The organism is Actinobacillus equuli, from assembly GCF_900636745.1.
In the GTDB taxonomy this organism is placed as follows: domain Bacteria; phylum Pseudomonadota; class Gammaproteobacteria; order Enterobacterales; family Pasteurellaceae; genus Actinobacillus; species Actinobacillus equuli.
In genome coordinates this window covers 1,947,014-1,963,997 of sequence record NZ_LR134310.1, presented here as the reverse complement: position 1 = coordinate 1,963,997, position 16,984 = coordinate 1,947,014, and the positions used below count along the sequence as shown (strand labels likewise).

15 protein-coding genes and 1 pseudogene are annotated in these 16,984 nt (G+C 38.0%); 5 read left to right on the top strand and 11 right to left on the bottom strand.

Annotated elements, in window-relative coordinates; genetic code table 11:
• Window positions 1-13 precede the first annotated feature (13 nt).
• Window positions 14-1,627, bottom strand: a complete 1,614-nt coding sequence (locus tag EL121_RS09205; protein ID WP_039196317.1) for an Eco57I restriction-modification methylase domain-containing protein — start codon at window positions 1,625-1,627, stop codon at window positions 14-16.
• Window positions 1,628-1,658: 31 nt separating this feature from the next.
• Complete coding sequence (locus EL121_RS09200) at window positions 1,659-1,988, bottom strand: helix-turn-helix domain-containing protein (RefSeq protein WP_039196316.1); 330 nt, start codon at window positions 1,986-1,988, stop codon at window positions 1,659-1,661.
• Window positions 1,989-2,109: 121 nt separating this feature from the next.
• Between EL121_RS09200 and EL121_RS09195 the strand changes: the two are divergent.
• Window positions 2,110-3,144 (top strand): annotated as a pseudogene (locus EL121_RS09195) (IS1595 family transposase).
• Entirely contained in the window at window positions 3,144-3,578 is a 435-nt protein-coding gene (locus tag EL121_RS09190; RefSeq protein WP_039196315.1) for a hypothetical protein, read from the top strand. The pseudogene EL121_RS09195 and the gene EL121_RS09190 overlap by 1 nt, the downstream one beginning before the upstream one ends.
• A gap of 3 nt (window positions 3,579-3,581) precedes the next feature.
• Here the strand turns inward: EL121_RS09190 and EL121_RS09185 are convergent, their stop codons facing one another.
• The 5 genes from EL121_RS09185 to EL121_RS09165 form a co-directional block, all read right to left on the bottom strand.
• Window positions 3,582-3,965, bottom strand: a complete 384-nt coding sequence (locus EL121_RS09185; RefSeq protein WP_039196314.1) for a hypothetical protein — start codon at window positions 3,963-3,965, stop codon at window positions 3,582-3,584.
• Between the two features lie 146 nt (window positions 3,966-4,111).
• Window positions 4,112-5,209 (bottom strand): iron-sulfur cluster carrier protein ApbC, encoded by a 1,098-nt coding sequence (gene apbC / locus EL121_RS09180; RefSeq protein ID WP_039196313.1) that lies wholly within the window; start codon window positions 5,207-5,209, stop codon window positions 4,112-4,114.
• Between the two features lie 3 nt (window positions 5,210-5,212).
• Complete coding sequence (locus EL121_RS09175) at window positions 5,213-6,760, bottom strand: peptide ABC transporter substrate-binding protein (protein WP_039196312.1); 1,548 nt, start codon at window positions 6,758-6,760, stop codon at window positions 5,213-5,215.
• 13 nt (window positions 6,761-6,773) lie between these two features.
• The gene (locus tag EL121_RS09170; protein ID WP_039196311.1) at window positions 6,774-7,427 is read right to left on the bottom strand and encodes a YchE family NAAT transporter; all 654 of its coding nucleotides are present in this window, start codon (window positions 7,425-7,427) and stop codon (window positions 6,774-6,776) included.
• Window positions 7,428-7,545: 118 nt separating this feature from the next.
• A complete protein-coding gene (locus EL121_RS09165) occupies window positions 7,546-9,423 on the bottom strand; it encodes a SurA N-terminal domain-containing protein (protein WP_039196310.1) in 1,878 nt (625 codons plus the stop codon).
• Window positions 9,424-9,677: 254 nt separating this feature from the next.
• Here EL121_RS09165 and EL121_RS09160 point away from each other — a divergent pair, with 254 nt between their 5' ends.
• From EL121_RS09160 to EL121_RS09150, 3 genes are all read left to right on the top strand, one after another.
• On the top strand, window positions 9,678-10,991 hold the full coding sequence (locus EL121_RS09160) for a cation:proton antiporter (protein ID WP_039196309.1): 1,314 nt from the start codon (window positions 9,678-9,680) through the stop codon (window positions 10,989-10,991).
• A gap of 118 nt (window positions 10,992-11,109) precedes the next feature.
• Window positions 11,110-11,379, top strand: coding sequence for a 30S ribosomal protein S15 (gene rpsO / locus EL121_RS09155; protein WP_014991115.1), 270 nt, complete (start codon window positions 11,110-11,112; stop codon window positions 11,377-11,379).
• 79 nt (window positions 11,380-11,458) lie between these two features.
• Complete coding sequence (locus EL121_RS09150; protein ID WP_039196308.1) at window positions 11,459-12,325, top strand: DUF808 domain-containing protein; 867 nt, start codon at window positions 11,459-11,461, stop codon at window positions 12,323-12,325.
• A 58-nt stretch (window positions 12,326-12,383) separates the two neighbouring features.
• Here EL121_RS09150 and EL121_RS09145 read toward each other — a convergent pair whose 3' ends face one another.
• From EL121_RS09145 to hemC, 4 genes are read right to left on the bottom strand one after another with little or no spacing between them, the layout of a single operon-like run.
• Window positions 12,384-13,637, bottom strand: coding sequence for a heme biosynthesis protein HemY (locus EL121_RS09145; RefSeq protein ID WP_039196307.1), 1,254 nt, complete (start codon window positions 13,635-13,637; stop codon window positions 12,384-12,386).
• 13 nt (window positions 13,638-13,650) lie between these two features.
• A complete protein-coding gene (locus EL121_RS09140) occupies window positions 13,651-15,012 on the bottom strand; it encodes a uroporphyrinogen-III C-methyltransferase (protein WP_039196306.1) in 1,362 nt (453 codons plus the stop codon).
• Between the two features lie 9 nt (window positions 15,013-15,021).
• On the bottom strand, window positions 15,022-15,786 hold the full coding sequence (locus tag EL121_RS09135) for a uroporphyrinogen-III synthase (protein WP_039196305.1): 765 nt from the start codon (window positions 15,784-15,786) through the stop codon (window positions 15,022-15,024).
• A gap of 1 nt (window position 15,787) precedes the next feature.
• Window positions 15,788-16,717: a hydroxymethylbilane synthase gene (gene hemC, locus EL121_RS09130; RefSeq protein ID WP_039196304.1), complete on the bottom strand. Its 930-nt coding sequence runs from the start codon at window positions 16,715-16,717 to the stop codon at window positions 15,788-15,790.
• Window positions 16,718-16,984 lie beyond the last annotated feature (267 nt).

The window sequence follows — 16,984 nt, the reverse complement described above, 5'->3', positions numbered from 1 at the left end:
CAATTAAAGTTAATTATCTTCTCAATCTATTATCTTTTAACTTTCGCCATATTGTCATTAACATAACATTGTACTCTTTGGGGAATCTTAAGTTTTCGAAAATTATTCTACCATTATTTTCAACAACCTTTTCAATCCCCCCTTCTTTGATTAAATCATTTATTTCTTCAATATTAAATTTAATATTTTCATCTATCGGGATATAAAGATTTCTAATTTCAGATGGAACTAATTCTAATACACCACCACCATAGAACCGTCCATTCAATTCAGATAAAATCATAGTAAACGGATTTAAAAAACAACAAACAAGTGTTGAATCTCTAAATTTGTTTGATTTTATACGATATGCAGTATCTGTAGTATAAGCCTCTAATCTATTTAATATTAATCTTGGTGCTTCATGACTTCTTTTTAGCATTCCGATCTTGCTCGAATATACAGAAGGGACTTTATACCATGGTGTTCTAATCTTGCATTTATATCTTTGATGGAAACCTCTTTTTTCGCCTTCTTTTATATACTCTTGTGCTTTTAATGGCAGATCTACATATTCATCACCTAGATAGATAAAATTTGTAGGGAAATTATTTTCTTTATTTTCAATATGTTGGTTATGGTCATATATAATCCCTTTACAATGCTGGCTTTTTCCAAACATAGGATAGGAAAACTTGTATAAGTCATATTCTTTAACTGTATTATCATCTACTAAGAAAAACTCATTAGTGCCAGTAACTATCCCAACTTCAACAGTAGCTATATCTGAAAATTTATATACTGAATTATGGGCTTTAATTTTATTAATTAAATCTAACTCCTTTTCATCTAAAATTGCATTCGTCCATTTACCTTGAAAATTTTCAAAACTAATATAATTTGCATTTTTAAATAAATTTTCTGGTTCAATATTAATAAATTCATCATTTTCTACATTTACAATAGATAATCCTGATTGGTTTTTATACTCAACTTTTTCAATGAATATAATAATGGCTCCTTGAAGGGTATTATCAAACCAAATATTTTTAGGGTTTATAATCAAGACTCTATATAAACCATTTGCTATAAAATCTCGTAATGGTTGTGCGTGAATAACATTTAAAATCTCTGATGGAATTACCATACCAATCCTTCCTTTATCTTTGAGTAAAGACAAAGAAGAAAGTAAAAAAGGAACCCAAGAATTTGTATGCTTTGTAAATTTTAAATTTAATTTATCAAAAATAGCTTTTGAATTACTTTGAAACTTCTCATCTAAATATTGATATCTAATAAATGGAGGATTACCTATAATGGCATCAAATTCTGTATTCCCTATGCTTTTTAAGGCCCAGCCTAAAAAATCACCTTTATTAACAATAGAATTATTAAATCCCATTTCTTCAAGTAGTTTAATTGTTTTATCAGCTTCTGAATCAATTAATTCAAAGCAAGTGATTTTATTAATTTTATTATATTTATTACTAGCTAACGATTTAATAAAAACTCCATCACCACAACTAGGCTCTAAGATATTTAGCGGAGAACCATTTAATATCCATTTAGTGATATAGTCTGATAGATATCTAGGAGTGTAATATCCTCCTCTTAACTTTTGTTCTGTCTGATTGTTTTTAAATTTCATATTAATAACTTATTAAGTTTCCAATCTAAGGTTATAGCTTGTAATTATTAAATAATATTTTGAATGCAGTTTGAATATCTTCTGACATTGTTTGATAATTATTGATAAGATTTATATCTTCTTGACTCAAATTAGATACTTCAAACTTGTCATTAAACATCTGACCATTACCACTGACCAGCCAATTTAGATTAATACCTAATCGGGTATGCAGTTTCATTAAAGCTTCTGCATTCGGTTCTCGCCCACTTAAAATGTAGTTTTGCAGTGTTCGATAAGGTATATCAGCTTGTTCTGCAAAAGTTTTTAGATTAAATCCTTTCACTTCCATTATGCGTTTAAGTCTTTCACTTGTATTCATTTGTGTATCTCTATATTGACAAGCTATCACTGTTTATGTATATTTATAAATCGTAAATAAGATAATTATACACCTCTATGTGCATTTTAACAAACGATAACCTATAGGATTTAAATATTAAATGGCATCTCATTTTCTTCTCACAAGCAAAGCCCGAACGCTTTCGCCTATCAAGGTAGCTCGTCTATCTGATGCGGAAGCGTTTTCAATGCTATGCGATATTCGTTGGGGAGGTGAAAAGCATGTCGTATGCCCTAAATGCGGTGTGCAACATCAAGCCTATTTTATCTCCACACGTAAGCAGTAGCGATGCAAGCATTGTAAGCATACCTTTAGCATCACGTCAGGGACGATTTTTGCGAATCATAAGTTGCCGATTCAAATTTACTTATTCGCTATTGCATTATTTGTGAATGCGGTAAAAGGGATTTCCGCTTGCCAGCTCTCTCGTGATTTGAATGTACAGTACAAAACAGCATTTACGCTGGCGCATAAGATTCGTGAAAGCCTGATTATTCAACGTGAGCTATTCCCCCTAGTAGGCGAAATCCATATTGATGGCACTTATGTACATTCTGCGCCACGCCCAAAGAATAAGAAAGCAGAACGTGTGGATAGACGATTAAAAGAAAATACGAATCCAAATAAACGTGCGGTATTGGTCATGCGTGAGCGTTATTCAGAACAGGAAACTTCCTCTAATCCACAATTAGTGGGTGCAAAGAAAACCATCACTTTCCCTATTCTCTCAGAGAACACTGAAACGGTGAAGAAATTAGCCACTGCGTACATTGAACCAAACAGCCGCATTCATGCGGACGAAAACTCGGCGTATGATGAATTGATGGTGAATTACGACCTACAACGAGTAAACCATCAACGTGAATATCGTAGCGATGAGGGCATTACTAATAACCTTGCGGAAAGTTACTTCGCACGTTTCAAACGTATGTATTACGGACAAGTCCACAAGATGAGTAACGTGTATCTTGATAATTATGCCAACGAAGTCGCCTATCGTGAAGATACTCGTAAACTGGACAATTTAACCATTTTCAATGATATCACCAGTAAATGCCTCAGCACGTCATCAGATAATGCTTGGAAAGGCTACTGGCAAGGCAACCATAGACAAGTAGAACGATTGGTAATGTAATGGCAAAGAAAATTTATTTAAGCCAAATTCAGGCAAAAATTGACCGCTTGCAGCGTGAGCGCAAGCAAGTGCTAGAACATCTTGCTTTGGTGGAGAGTAAGCTTGATAAGCTACAAGCAGCTATTGAGGTTATGCAAGCAGAAGCGCTAACTGATGAATACAATACGGAGCTTTATACTTATCAAACTCATAAACGCCATTTTAAAGGGAAATTACGCCAAATGGTACTGGCAGAGATGAAGGCTCAACCAAACCATGAATTTACCGTTAATGAATTGATTAAGCTCGTTCTTATTCGAGATAAACAAGAACCAATCATTCAACCGCAGCATACTGTTTCTGTTCGTGGCGCATTGAAACACTGGCTTAATAAAGGCGTGGTAGAACGAGTAGCATTAAAAGCAAATGATGTGCAGTGGAGATTGAAAGCGTAACTGTTAATTAGTTTTCAAGGTTTTTAACCGCCAATGAAATCCTGCACACTCAACTAATCCTTTTTTCTCTAACCGCAACAACATTCTTTTGACTGCTTTATAATGGTTATCGCTAACATCAACAAACTGCGGTTGCCCTACTAACAGTAATGCCCGTTCTGCGATATCCCCACATACCAACCACATATCCTGATTTTCCTTTAATACTTGTGCGATTAAACGAGTAGTAATCACAGACTGGCTTTTCGGTGTTTTCGGCATAAATGGATCTGCCAACTCGCTAATCTCTTGCGTTAAAAGTTGCATTTGCACCGTTAATAAATCTTGTTTTTCTTTCAGTTGAAACAACCGTTCGACTAACTCGTGTTTGAGTAACTTTTGTGTCATAATAAAAATCCCTATTGAGTGAAAATTTCAATAGGGATGTTAATGTTTTCAATCGGTTAAATCTTTGTGCAACTGCTACATAATACCGAATTTTTCTGCAAATCCTACCGCTTGTTTTATTTTATGTGGTTGTTATTGAGCAGGGCTTATTTCACTTCACGAATCATAATTTCAGACGGGATAACCGAACCTTGCCAGTATAATTCCGAAGCAACTTTTGCCGCTAATTCGATATACGCTTGGCTAGTTTCGTGTTCCGGTGCCGCAACGACGGTCGGTGTACCGGCATCCAAATCTTGACGTAAACGAATATGTAACGGCATTTGTCCTAATACTTTGGTACCATATTTTTTCGCTACTTTCTCTGCACCGCCAGTGCCGAAAATATCTTCGTGGTGACCGCAATTTTGGCAGATATGCACGCTCATATTTTCAATGACACCTAATACCGGTACCGACACTTTTTGGAACATTGAAATGCCTTTAATTGCATCTAACAACGCAATATCCTGTGGCGTTGTAACCACCACCGCACCGGTTACCGGAATTTGTTGAGAAAGGGTCAGTTGAATATCACCGGTACCCGGCGGCATATCAATCACAAGGTAATCTAGTTCCGTCCACCACGTCTCATTTAATAATTGGCTTAATGCCGAACTTGCCATTGGTCCACGCCAAATGGTGGCATTATCTTCCGCCATTAAATAACCAATTGAGTTTGATTGAATACCGTAAACTTCAATCGGGGTAATGTGTTTGTTGTCCGGAGAAGTAGGACGCTGATCCTGAGCGCCTAACATATGTGGAATTGACGGGCCGTAAATATCCGCATCTAAAATACCCACTTTTGCACCTTGCGCTTTTAATGCCAATGCAAGATTTACCGAGGTAGTCGATTTACCTACCCCACCTTTACCTGATGTTACCGCAATAATATTTTTTACGCCGTTTACTGCCGGATGGCTATTGGCGCGTTTTAAGGTGGCGATTTGATAATTTAAGATCCATTTTACTTCATTTGCGCCGGTAACTTGTTTGAGTTTTGCTTCTGTTTCCGCTTTCAATGCTTCAAAACCGCTATTCCAAGCAAACGGCATGGTAAATTCCAAACGCAAAATGCTTGCGCCTAATTCCGCTTTTTTAAACGCATTCAGTGCGATTAAGTCTTTTTGCAATGTAGGGTGAGTGAAATTTTGTAAAACAAATTTAATTTCACTTAATTGCTGTTCGTTAAGTTGATTCATCGATTAATCCTTGGGCTTCATTCGATATAAATGTTTACTATAAATTACTTCGCTATCGTTATGTAGATCAATACCTAAAATGGTGGAGTCTAACGCAACTTTGCGATGATATTGGAACATAGGCAAAATCGCCACATCCTGCTCTAATTGTTGCACAATGCTATGAATAAGTTGTTGGCGCTGCTCTTCCGATAATTTTTCATGTTGCAGCTGTTCTAATTGTTTATCAACCATTTCATTTGCATAATTACTCTTATTATCCGAGCTTTGTGAATGGAAAGGTAATAAAAACGGCAGTGGATCCGCATACTCGGCACACCAACCCGCTCGGCTTAATTGGAACGCTTTTTGTTCTCTTAATGCCAAAAATTGCTCCCAGCTTACCCCTTGCGGCTGAATCTGTAATAGATCAGACTCTCCTAAAGTACGTATCATTTGATTGGCAATCACACTATGTCTGCCGTGATCATCATACAGCAAGGTTAATTTCAGCGGATTCTGTACGTTAATTCCGGCCTGAGCTAATAATGGCTCAACCACTACTGGCGCCCATTGACGAGTCACAGAAGCCTGCATATTCCTTGGTAATACAGAAAAATTAGCCACGCCGTATAAATGTGGAATTCGTGCAGAAAGCACAATTGCTTTCAACGCTTGGCGTACTTCTTTTTTCTTCAATTGCGGATCGGCGAAATTAAACTCATAGTAATAAGTACATAAGCGAGGGAATTCCCAAATATTATGCTGCTGGCTTGGTAATGGGTTCTCAATTACGTCAAATTGCTTAATCGCTTGTAAATCACCGATAGCATAATGCTCTACTGTTGCAAAATCTAAGCCGTTTTTAACCGCTTGTAATTTCGCAAATCTATCACTACTTTCAAAAATATGATAAGCACTGCTCGTTACTAAAGTATTAAGCTTCGGCGCCTCACCTTTAAAGGTTGGTAGTAAAGCGGAATGCCCTAACATTTTCACCAATTGTGCATTTGGTTTACTGAGCTTAATCTGTAAGCTATGCGAATTTAACGCTTTTACACCTAATTCACTAACCGGCTTTTTCCCTTCAACAATTTCTTTGGCATTTTCTATCCCCATATAGACTAAGTAAGGTGCAAGAGGAGAAACATTTTTAGGAGCAGCTAAACGCTGCCAGCTAGCTACAAAATCATCTGCCGTTACGCTTTCGCCATTTGACCATTTAGCACTGTCATCGAGAATAAATAGCCAATCTTTATTATTTTCACTAAACCAATCTTTAGCGAGTGCCGGCACGATTTGACCTTTCTCATTAAACTCAACCAAACCGGCAAAAATATCTCGAATAAACGCCGCTTCATCAGAAGTTTGAATAAAGTGAGGATCAACACGTAAGCGTTCCGCATACACCGCTCGTTTTAATATGTTTTTATTAATGGAGGATTCTGTTGATGTCGTCTTCACAACCTTTGGTTGCTGACTTTTTTGATCGCAAGCAGACAGTAGGCTGACACCTACTGTGCAAATTGCAAAAAATCGCCAAAATTTGACCGCTTGTTTAAGAAAAAGCATCTGTATAATCCTATTAATGAATAGATGTTAAACCCGGAAATAGATTACTTAAACCCGCCACAATAATTTCAATACCTAATGCCATCAAAATCAACCCCATAATACGGGTCACAACATTAGAACCTGTTTTGCCCAGTTTTTTCACTAAAGGCGCCGAAAAACGGAATAAAACATAACATACTGCGGCAAATACACCGATTGCGAGACTAAAACCGACATAATCAACCCAATGATTATAACGCGTTCCCCAAACAATCGTAGAACCGATAGCACCCGGCCCCGCCATAATCGGCATAGCCAACGGTACAACGGCGATATTTTCGTATTCGCTTACATCGGCATTTTTCTCTTCTTTATTTTGTTTATGCTCACCTAATTTACCGCTAATCATCGTCATTGCAATGCTGACAATCAGAAAACCGCCCGCTACACGGAAAGAATCAAGTGAGATACTGAATGCATCTAAAATCAGTTTTCCGAAAAATAAACTGACTAATAAAATGACTCCGATAGAAACTGCCGTCACTAGGCTTGTATGATTACGCTCCGCCTCGTATTGATGGCTTGTCATACTAAAGAAAATCGGTAATGAACCAAACGGGTTCACAATCGCAAATAAACCGATAAAAAATTGAAGATAAATGGCAAGATTAATGACTATTTCCACACAAACCTACTTTTACATAACAGCTAAATTAGCATTATATCGGGGATACGATCCTGTGACAAAATAAAAACGCCTAAAACTCAATGTTCTAGGCGTTTATAACAATAACTAATTTAAATTAATGTGATGCTGATCCTAGTTGTTCCATAAAATCTGCATTTACTTCAATTGAAGCTTTCGCACGTAAATCTTTTAACAAATCATTACGTAATAGTAATTGATCTGCTTGGCTAAATTGCGCCGCAAGCGGTTTAAATTCTTCAGAACTTCCATCAATCACTTTATCTAAAGCAACAATCACTACATTGCCTTGCTCATCACGAGCGACACTATAAGTCGCTTTATCAGCCGGTTTTGTCATAGCAAACACGGTTTGTGCTAATACCGGTTGTTGTCCTTGCGCTTGTGCATAAACTAATGTTTGCGCCGCACCGAACTGAACATCTGCCGCTTGACCGCTTTCCAACGATTTAATTGTTTCTTGCGCTTTAGCGATTAACGCTTGCTCAGCTTTTTGCTGTTTCACTGCAACTTCAACATCCGCCTTTGCTTCGTCTAAGGTTTTTACGCGCTCAGCTTGATAATCGCTTACACGTACGAACATTGTCTTCGGATTATGTTCATCACCAATATCTAAAGCATCTGAGTTTTGACCGCTTTGACGTAATTCGCCACTAAATAATGCTTTTAATACTTTCTCATTATTTAATTCAGCCGGTACGTTTTGTTGGGTAAATTGCGCTGTTTTTTGAATCGCTACACCACCCGCTTGTGCAACGCTTTCTAATGAACCGTTATTTTCAAACGCTTTATTTGCCATTTCACGCGCTAGGTTCGAATATTCGGTTAATAACAATTCATTACGAATCGTTTTAGCGATATTGTCTTTTACTTGCTCAAGCGGAATAGCTTGTTCATTTTTACGCGCTAATACTTTAATGATGTGATAAGCACCATCTACATTGATTGCTTGACTAGCGGCACCAACTTGTAAGCCATTCGCCGCATCTTCAAACGCTTTCGGGAAAGTTCCCGCTTTCGCCCAACCTAAATCACCGCCTTGTGCCGCTGATAATTTATCAGTTGATTTTGCTTTAGCCAATGCAGCAAAATCCGCACCACCAGCAAGCTGTTGCTCAAGTGCTTTCGCTTCCGCTTCGTTTGCTACTTGAATGTGGGCGATATGCGTTTCACCTTGAGTAACATAATCCGCTTTATTTTTTTCATAATATGTCGCAATTTGTTCATCCGTAACTTGAACATTTTTTGCCACATTTTCCGGTGTTAAGGTCACATACTCAACAGTCAGTTTTTCCGGCTCAACAAATGCGTTTTTATGCGCATCATAATAAGCCTGTAATTCTTCACCTGAAGCGGTCTGATTTTGCGCTTCAGCTGCAACTGAATAATTTGCTAAACGAACCTGACGTTTTTGCAGTAATAATTTAGCTAATAATTCTTGTTCTGCCGGTACGGAAAAATGACTGCCAACAATCCCCTCTTGGATTTGAGAAAATAACATTCCTTCATTTACGATCGCAGCATAACCGTCAGCACTTAAACCGTTATTACGTAATGCTTGTTGATATAATTGATTATTAAATTTTCCGTCTTGTTGGAATGTCGGACTATTTACAATTTCTGATTTGATTTGTTCCGCACTGATACCTAATTTGAGGTTCTGAGCATATTGACGCAGAAGTTCATCATCAATTAAGCCATTTAAAATAGACTGGTTGAATTGCGCCGCATATTCCGGCGTATCTAATAAATCCCAAAAACGTTCGCCCATTTGCGTATTTAACATAGTTTGTTGACGACTTTTTGCAGCATTGAATGCTTGTTGTTCAATAGCCGTACCGTTTACTTTAGCAGCTGAAGTATCTACGCCCGCTAAGCCGGTACCGATACCGGTAATAACGAAAGATAAAGAGACTAACGCAAAAATGATTTTAAAGACGGGACCATTTGTCCGTTCATGCATTTTTTCGATCATTGATAGATTCCTAAGTATTAAGTTTAATGCAAAAAATTGTGCTGATTATACTGTAAAGCGAGCAATTCTCAAATCTGAAATTCGTCACTTTTTTACAAATTTATTGGTAAATTTACGCACAAATCAGACCGCTTGCAGCCCTCTAAGTTCGCCTTTTCCCTTTACATTAATACGGAAAATTGTTTTAATTTCACTCTTTCTTAAGCCTCAATTCGGCTTTCTCATTTCTTTTATTCATATCGACAGGATTACCTATGGGCATCTACGCATATATTTGCTTCCTCTCGGCGCTGTCTATTTTGCTCGGATTCATTACAAGTAAAATTAGCGCAAAAGTACAATCAACCATTGCGATTACGGCCGCAGCAATGGTTTGTTCATTGCTTGTTTGGGTTTTAGGCTCGTTAGGTTGGTTTAATATCGACACGATAGCCAAAGAAGTAATGGAACAAATCGACTTCAAAAGCTTTTTGCTTAACGGTATTCTCGGTTTCTTACTTTTTGCCGGCTCACTTGGAGTAAAACTGCCGATTTTAAAAGATCAAAAATGGGAAATTACCACCTTTGCCTTATTTTCTACGCTAGCCTCGACATTCTTCATTGCAAGTCTAATTTGGGGTATAGCTCATCTTATCGGCTTACCGATTGATTTTATTTATTGTGTTGTCTTCGGCTCACTGATTTCGCCAACCGACCCGATTGCGGTATTGGCAATCATCAAAAATTTACGCGCACCAAAGCGTTTATCAATGCAAGTAGAAGGCGAATCATTATTTAATGACGGTGTGGGTTTGGTTATTTTCGTTACCGTATTCGCTGTTGCTTTCGGCGGACAAGAAGCCACTTTCTCCGGTATTATGGGGCTGTTTATGCATGAAGCTATCGGGGGGATTTTATTCGGTTTCGTACTCGGTTTTATTGCACATATATTAATTTCCTCAACCGATGACGGCTCGATGGAGATGCTCATCACCCTCACAATTCCTACTGCCGGCTTTATGTTCGCAAGTAATATTTTGCACGTATCAGGCGCATTAGCGATGGTGGTTTCCGGTATTATGATTGGTAACTGGACACGTCGCTCCGGCTTTTCAGAACAAAGTCAACGTTATCTTGACCACTTCTGGGAAATGATCGACCACTTCCTTAACTCATTGCTGTTCTTTTTGATCGGTTTTGCATTGTTATTAGTCGATTTTAATATTTACGGCGTTATCTTAATGATTGTGGCCATTCCGGTTTGCTTAGCTGCACGTTATCTCAGTTTATGGATTCCGTTCAAAGCGATGCAGCAATTCCGTACCTATAACCCTTATACTTTAAAAATTATGACATGGGGCGGTTTACGCGGTGGGCTTGCGCTAGCAATGGCGCTAGCAATTCCAAGTAAAGTGGCATTTGCCGGCGAAGTAGATGTAAAAGATTTAATTCTGGTTATGACCTATGCGGTGGTAATGTTTTCAATTTTAGTGCAAGGTTCAACCGTAGAACCGATGATTCGTAAATCTAAAACGGTCGATCCGAACAGGGAAGAATATTTACAACCAAGCGGTCATTCTTCGCATTAATTTTGCAAATTTTAGTTGAAATTTGACCGCTTTATCTTTAGAATTCCGACTTCCTGTCCTCGCTGAGTTAGAGATCGGCGAAGGATGTATTATCAACCCTTAACAAAAGGATATTAAAATGTCTCTAAGCGTAGAAGCAAAAGCAAAAATCGTTGCTGAATTTGGTCGTGATGCAAAAGACACTGGTTCATCAGAAGTTCAAATCGCATTATTAACAGCTCAAATCAACCACTTACAAGCACACTTTGCTGCGCACAAAAAAGATCACCACGGTCGTCGCGGTTTATTACGTATGGTTTCACGTCGTCGTAAATTATTAGACTACTTAAAACGTACTGATCTTGCTAAATATTCAGAAACTATCGCACGTTTAGGTTTACGTCGCTAATTTCGAATTGAAATCAGAAGAGCCGAGCTATTTAGCTCGGTTTTTTTATATAACTTTTATTTTTAAGGAAAGTATCTCAATGGCATTTAGCTCATTATTTACACTATTAGATGACATTGCTGCTGTGCTTGATGATGTATCAGTCATGACAAAAGTTGCGGCAAAGAAAACCGCCGGGGTAATTGGGGACGATTTAGCGCTGAACGCAAACCAAGTAAGCGGGAAAAATATTAGCCCGGATCGAGAATTACCGATTGTTTGGAGTGTGGCAAAAGGTTCACTGATTAATAAAGTTATTTTGATTCCGCTTGCACTACTTCTTTCTATCTATTTACCACAGGCAATTCTCCCGCTGTTAATGATTGGCGGTGCATACTTATGTTTTGAAGGTGTAGAGAAGTTATTACATAAATTCCTCCACAAAAAAGATGAACATCATTCTACTGAAGAAGAACAAATTTCAGAAAAAGATAAAATTAAAGGTGCGGTGCGTACCGATTTTATCTTATCGGCAGAAATTATTATCATCGCATTAGGTGTATTACAAGAATCTTCAACGATGATCAAAATTCTTTCTCTTTCAAGTATCGGGATCGGGATCACTGTTTTTGTATACGGTTTGGTTGGATTAATTGTAAAACTGGATGATATCGGTTTATGGTTAATGCAGAAGAAAAGCGGCTTATCGCAATCTATCGGTAAAGCTCTACTTGTGATTATGCCATGGTTTATGAAATCACTTTCAGTTATCGGTACGATTGCTATGTTCTTAGTTGGTGGCGGCATTTTCTCGCATAATATTGCCGAAATTCATCACTTCGTCGAACATTTAGGTATTCCGGCACAATTCTCAAGTCTCGTTGATTTTGTGGTAGGTATTATTATTGGCTCAATTTGCTGCCTCATTATTTTACCGCTAATGAAACTATTTAGTAAAAAGCACTAATTAACCTCAACAAAAAAGCCGCTTATCTCTCGATAAACGGCTTTTTCTATACAATAAATTAAGCTGATTTTTCAGCTAATGCTGTTGTCGCTTCCTGAGTATCAGTTTTCTTATCCATACTCACTTGCTTCAGATTAATCTCACGAATCTTATTCGCTAACACAGTATCGTGTGTTTGTTCTGCAACATGCAATGCCATAATACGGTCATTTGCAACACATTCACGATGTTCAATTAACTGAGCAAAATAGTTTTTCGCTTTTTCAAATAATCCTTCACGGGTATAGATATAACCTAATGCTCTTGCATAATCATCCGTATATTGTACATCGGCTTTATCTGCTCTTTTTACCAGCACTTTAACCAGTTTACTGTCTTCTGCCACTTGTAAGCGTGTAAGCTGTTCGAAGAGTGGTACTAACTGCTCATCTTCATATTTTTTCAGCGTTTCAAGCGCGATTTCTTGTGCCGAATCGTGATCATCCGTATCAATTAAACGTTTAATCAAACCGATACGTACATAGATCGATTTACGACGGCGACTCGGTTGGTTTTCCCACCACGTCAATAAACCGTCTTGACCTTCTTCATTCATTTTCTCATCTAATAGACCGTCATCAACAAAATGTTCTAGTGCAGTATATTCTTCTGCTGATAAGAAACTACGCTGACCAATACTTTCTAAAATCGTATCCAACGCATTATAGGCTTTTGAATCTTTGTAAATTTGAATCGCTAAACGCAACACTTCCGTATTACGCGGCGCTAACTCAATTAAACTGTCAATCGCACTACGGGCTGCCGGCAATTTACCTTGTTGCATTAGAATTTTTGCACGAGCTAATTCAACGGCAACGTTATTCGTACCTGCTAATTCCCCAGCTTCAATTAAATATTTATTAGCACTGAAATCATCGCCTCGTTGCTGAGCAGCTTCAGCCGCTTTAAGTAAATTTAATACCGGCTCATCAGCGTGTTTCGCATTCTTGCTAAATAATTTTTCAGCTTTCGAATAATCGCCCTCGCTCATTTTCATTAACCCTTCGAGAGTTTCCTGCTGAGCTTTTTTATGTTTACGATTAAAGAACCAATTATATGAACCTTTACTTAAACGGCAGAAACGGCTTACCACCCATTCCACCGTATAAACCACCGCCATTGCAATGACAAAAAAGACAACAAGCATTACTAAGCTCATTTCGATCACTTTACTTGCTGTTTCAATCCGCACATAACCTTGGCTACCGGCCATATAAGGACCGGCAATTAGCCCCGCCAAAAGCAGAAGCATTAAGAAAAGAACTCTAAACATAGACAATTATCTCCTATTTTGCCGCAGGTTGTTGTGCCGGTTGCTGTTCTACAGACTGTTCCTGCTTATTTTCAGCCGGTTTTTCTTCTACCGAAATAGCTTTTTGTTCTTCCATCGGAGCGGGATTTGTTAGCTCTTTCTCAGCTTTAATTTCGATTTTATCAACCGTTTGAGGCGCTTTGTTCAATAATTGTTCCAGTAATTCTAAACTTTGTAAACGAGTCGGCGCATCAACATAAACCGATTGTTCCGCTAATTCATCTAATTCTTTTAAGAAACTTTTTACATTTTCATTTTGCGTATCAAAGTAACTACGAATCCATGTACTCACAGCATCTAATGATTTTTTATATAATTCATTTTGTTGACGAGGCACGGCTAAAATCGCAATTTGTAAACGTAAACGAATATTCTCTCGTAAATAAATTTCCTGATTTGGTGCAACAAACGCTTTTTCATCCGCTGTATTGCGATCACTTACACGAATAAAGTGATCTAAGAATGAATCAACACTTTTCTCAATATTTTGTTGCCAATCTTGAATCGAATCACTCACTTCTCCACTCGCCATAGCCGGCTCTTCCGCTGATTCATTTGCCAACATTGGTAAATCATCCAAATTATTCGCAAGAGTGGTCAAATGCTGCATAATGCTATTTTGATCTACATTATTTACATTCGCCAACTGTGATAAATCGTTCTTGATTGCTGCACGAATATTATCTACCTGACCGTTCGCCACTTGTGCTAATACGGCATCAGCTTCTTGTAAAAGCGTTTTGGTTGTATCAATATCATTATCAAGTACTAACTTACGTAAAGCGTTATTAAGTAGAAAATCAGCATCAGATAATTTCCAAACGACAGAATCTGATTGCGGTACACCACTCACTTTTTGGAGTTGAGTTTGCAAATTCGTAATTTGAGTACTATACGCTGATTGCTCGTGCTCCAATTGAGTAATTCGCTCCAACGCTTTTTGGTAATGACTCGCTAACTCCGCAAGCTGAGCTTTCTCCGCTTCAAAAGTCGGTAATTCACCTAGCGATTCCACCGGTTTTCCTGTAAGTTGAGCAATTTGTTGCTCAACCTCATTAAATTTCTTATTTGCCAGATAGTGGCCTGCACCACCTACAGCTATCGCAACTAATAAGGCAAGAAAGGCAATCCCTTTTCCACCAGATTTTTGAACAACAACAGTTTTCTCTTCTGCTTTCGAATCCACTTTAATATCCTCTTTCTCCGTATCGTAAGCGGTCAATTTTTCAGAATCTTTTGCAAATTCCTTACCTGATTCGACCGCTTTATCTACTGCGGAATCAGCTGTATCTACAGCATCTTCCACTTGCTCAATAACCTGTTTATCTTTTGACATACGCCCACCTTAGTTCGATTTTTCGATCATATTCAATACGGTTTCCAGCAAACTGTTATTGTCTGCTTTTTCGGAGAGAATCACGTTATTCTGCTCCCATCCTAATTTATATGCCATTTTTGCAATTCGCTGACTGACGACAATCAAACGGCATTCTGATAGCCATACGCGGTCTTCTTCCGCCGTTTGTTCATATAAAGTTGTTAAAATATCACCACTTGTGACGACTATCGTATCGACACCGACACGTTTACACAAGCTGATTTTTTCAGCAATATTCTCTTCGACATATTTTCGGCGATAACATTCCAAATATTGAACCTCCGCACCTCGAGAAATTGCTATTTCCGCCAGTAAATCACGCCCCGTTTCTGCTCGCAATATCAATAGATTTTTACCGCTTAGATCTTGCATTTCATCTAATAATAACAAGCCTTCACTATTTTCAGATGCAATGGGGTAACGTACCGACTGTTCACTACGAGATGAAAAATACTGCGCAGACTGTTGACCTACTGCGAAATAATTTAGATCTGCGCGGTAATGAAAACCGGTTTGTTCTAAAGTTGTTGAGGCAAAATCAATTGCGTGTTTAGATACTGCAAACACATAATCACCGGCATTTAACCGAGCCATAACTGAAGGCAACTGAGGAAGTTCCGTCCCCGCTTCAATTGTAAATAACGGCTGATGAATCGCAAAAATTTGATGCTGATTCAGCATCTCAACTAATTCCTGCCCTCGATGATCCGGACGAGTAATTAACACATTCATATTATTGATCTTTATATACTTCTGCGAGGATTTTATCTGCACCTTGTGCCAAAAGCTGTTCGGCAACAGAGATTCCAAGCTGTTCAGCATTTGCAATATCCGCTACACCAGATGCCCGAATAATGCTTGAGCCATCAAGTGCACCGACCAGTGCATTTAAGGTAAGTTCATTCCCATTTAACGTTGCAAAACCACCAATCGGCACTTGGCATCCACCTTGTAAGCGGGTATTCATCGCGCGTTCCGCCATGACACAACAAGCGGTTGGATGATGATTTAATGATGCAAGGTAATTTAATACACGCTCATCATTTACACGTGTTTCAATTCCTACCGCACCTTGTCCTGCAGCCGGTAATGATTGTTCTACCGCAATAAAGCTACGAATACGTTCAGGCATACCTAAGCGAATTAATCCTGCTGATGCCAAAATAATTGCATCATATTCACCGTTATCTAATTTAGACAAACGCGTTCCAACATTACCACGCAAAGATTTCACTTCTAAATGCGGATATTTTGCCATTAATTGACACTGACGGCGTAAGCTGGATGTTCCCACAACGGCTCCGGCTGGCAATTCATCTAAATTTTGATATTTATTTGAAACAAACGCATCACGCGGATCTTCTCGTTCACAAATCACTGCCAAGCCTAAACCTTCCGGAAACGTCATCGGCACATCTTTCATCGAATGCACCGCAATATCTGCTCGGTTTTCTAAAAGTGCTAACTCTAATTCTTTTACAAATAAACCCTTACCACCGATTTTCGCTAATGGAGTATCTAAAATAATATCGCCTTTAGTTACCATAGTGACTAATTCAACCGAGAGTTCCGGAAAACGTTTTTCTAATTCGTCTTTCACAAAATTGGCTTGCCATAGCGCTAACGGGCTTTGGCGTGTTGCAATACGCAAAATATCTTTCATAGGTAATTTCACAACTTTATTCTATTTATACAAATATTATTATCCTACCATTAATTGCCCGAACTTCCAAAATTTCCGTGCAAAGTTAACGCACTGTTAACAGCGTGTTTTTTATTCGTTTCCAATAAATTTTGCTCTATTTTATTTTTTGACACAAATCAAAAATACTTCTAAAGAGTTATTATTTTAAATGAAATTTACAAACATTTAGGCAATAATTTCATCAGTTAAAAAAATTTGAAATTTTAAACTTTAGAGGAACCAAAC

Excerpts from the sequence above, each read along its gene's own strand:
- EL121_RS09205 (WP_039196317.1), bottom strand. The coding sequence starts at position 1,627 with ATGAAATTTAAAAACAATCAGACAGAACAAAAGTTAAGAGGAGGATAT.
- EL121_RS09200 (WP_039196316.1), bottom strand. The coding sequence starts at position 1,988 with ATGAATACAAGTGAAAGACTTAAACGCATAATGGAAGTGAAAGGATTT.
- EL121_RS09190 (WP_039196315.1), top strand. The coding sequence starts at position 3,144 with ATGGCAAAGAAAATTTATTTAAGCCAAATTCAGGCAAAAATTGACCGC.
- EL121_RS09185 (WP_039196314.1), bottom strand. The coding sequence starts at position 3,965 with ATGACACAAAAGTTACTCAAACACGAGTTAGTCGAACGGTTGTTTCAA.
- apbC (WP_039196313.1), bottom strand. The coding sequence starts at position 5,209 with ATGAATCAACTTAACGAACAGCAATTAAGTGAAATTAAATTTGTTTTA.
- EL121_RS09175 (WP_039196312.1), bottom strand. The coding sequence starts at position 6,760 with ATGCTTTTTCTTAAACAAGCGGTCAAATTTTGGCGATTTTTTGCAATT.
- EL121_RS09165 (WP_039196310.1), bottom strand. The coding sequence starts at position 9,423 with ATGATCGAAAAAATGCATGAACGGACAAATGGTCCCGTCTTTAAAATC.
- EL121_RS09160 (WP_039196309.1), top strand. The coding sequence starts at position 9,678 with ATGGGCATCTACGCATATATTTGCTTCCTCTCGGCGCTGTCTATTTTG.
- rpsO (WP_014991115.1), top strand. The coding sequence starts at position 11,110 with ATGTCTCTAAGCGTAGAAGCAAAAGCAAAAATCGTTGCTGAATTTGGT.
- EL121_RS09150 (WP_039196308.1), top strand. The coding sequence starts at position 11,459 with ATGGCATTTAGCTCATTATTTACACTATTAGATGACATTGCTGCTGTG.
- EL121_RS09145 (WP_039196307.1), bottom strand. The coding sequence starts at position 13,637 with ATGTTTAGAGTTCTTTTCTTAATGCTTCTGCTTTTGGCGGGGCTAATT.
- EL121_RS09140 (WP_039196306.1), bottom strand. The coding sequence starts at position 15,012 with ATGTCAAAAGATAAACAGGTTATTGAGCAAGTGGAAGATGCTGTAGAT.
- EL121_RS09135 (WP_039196305.1), bottom strand. The coding sequence starts at position 15,786 with ATGAATGTGTTAATTACTCGTCCGGATCATCGAGGGCAGGAATTAGTT.
- hemC (WP_039196304.1), bottom strand. The coding sequence starts at position 16,717 with ATGAAAGATATTTTGCGTATTGCAACACGCCAAAGCCCGTTAGCGCTA.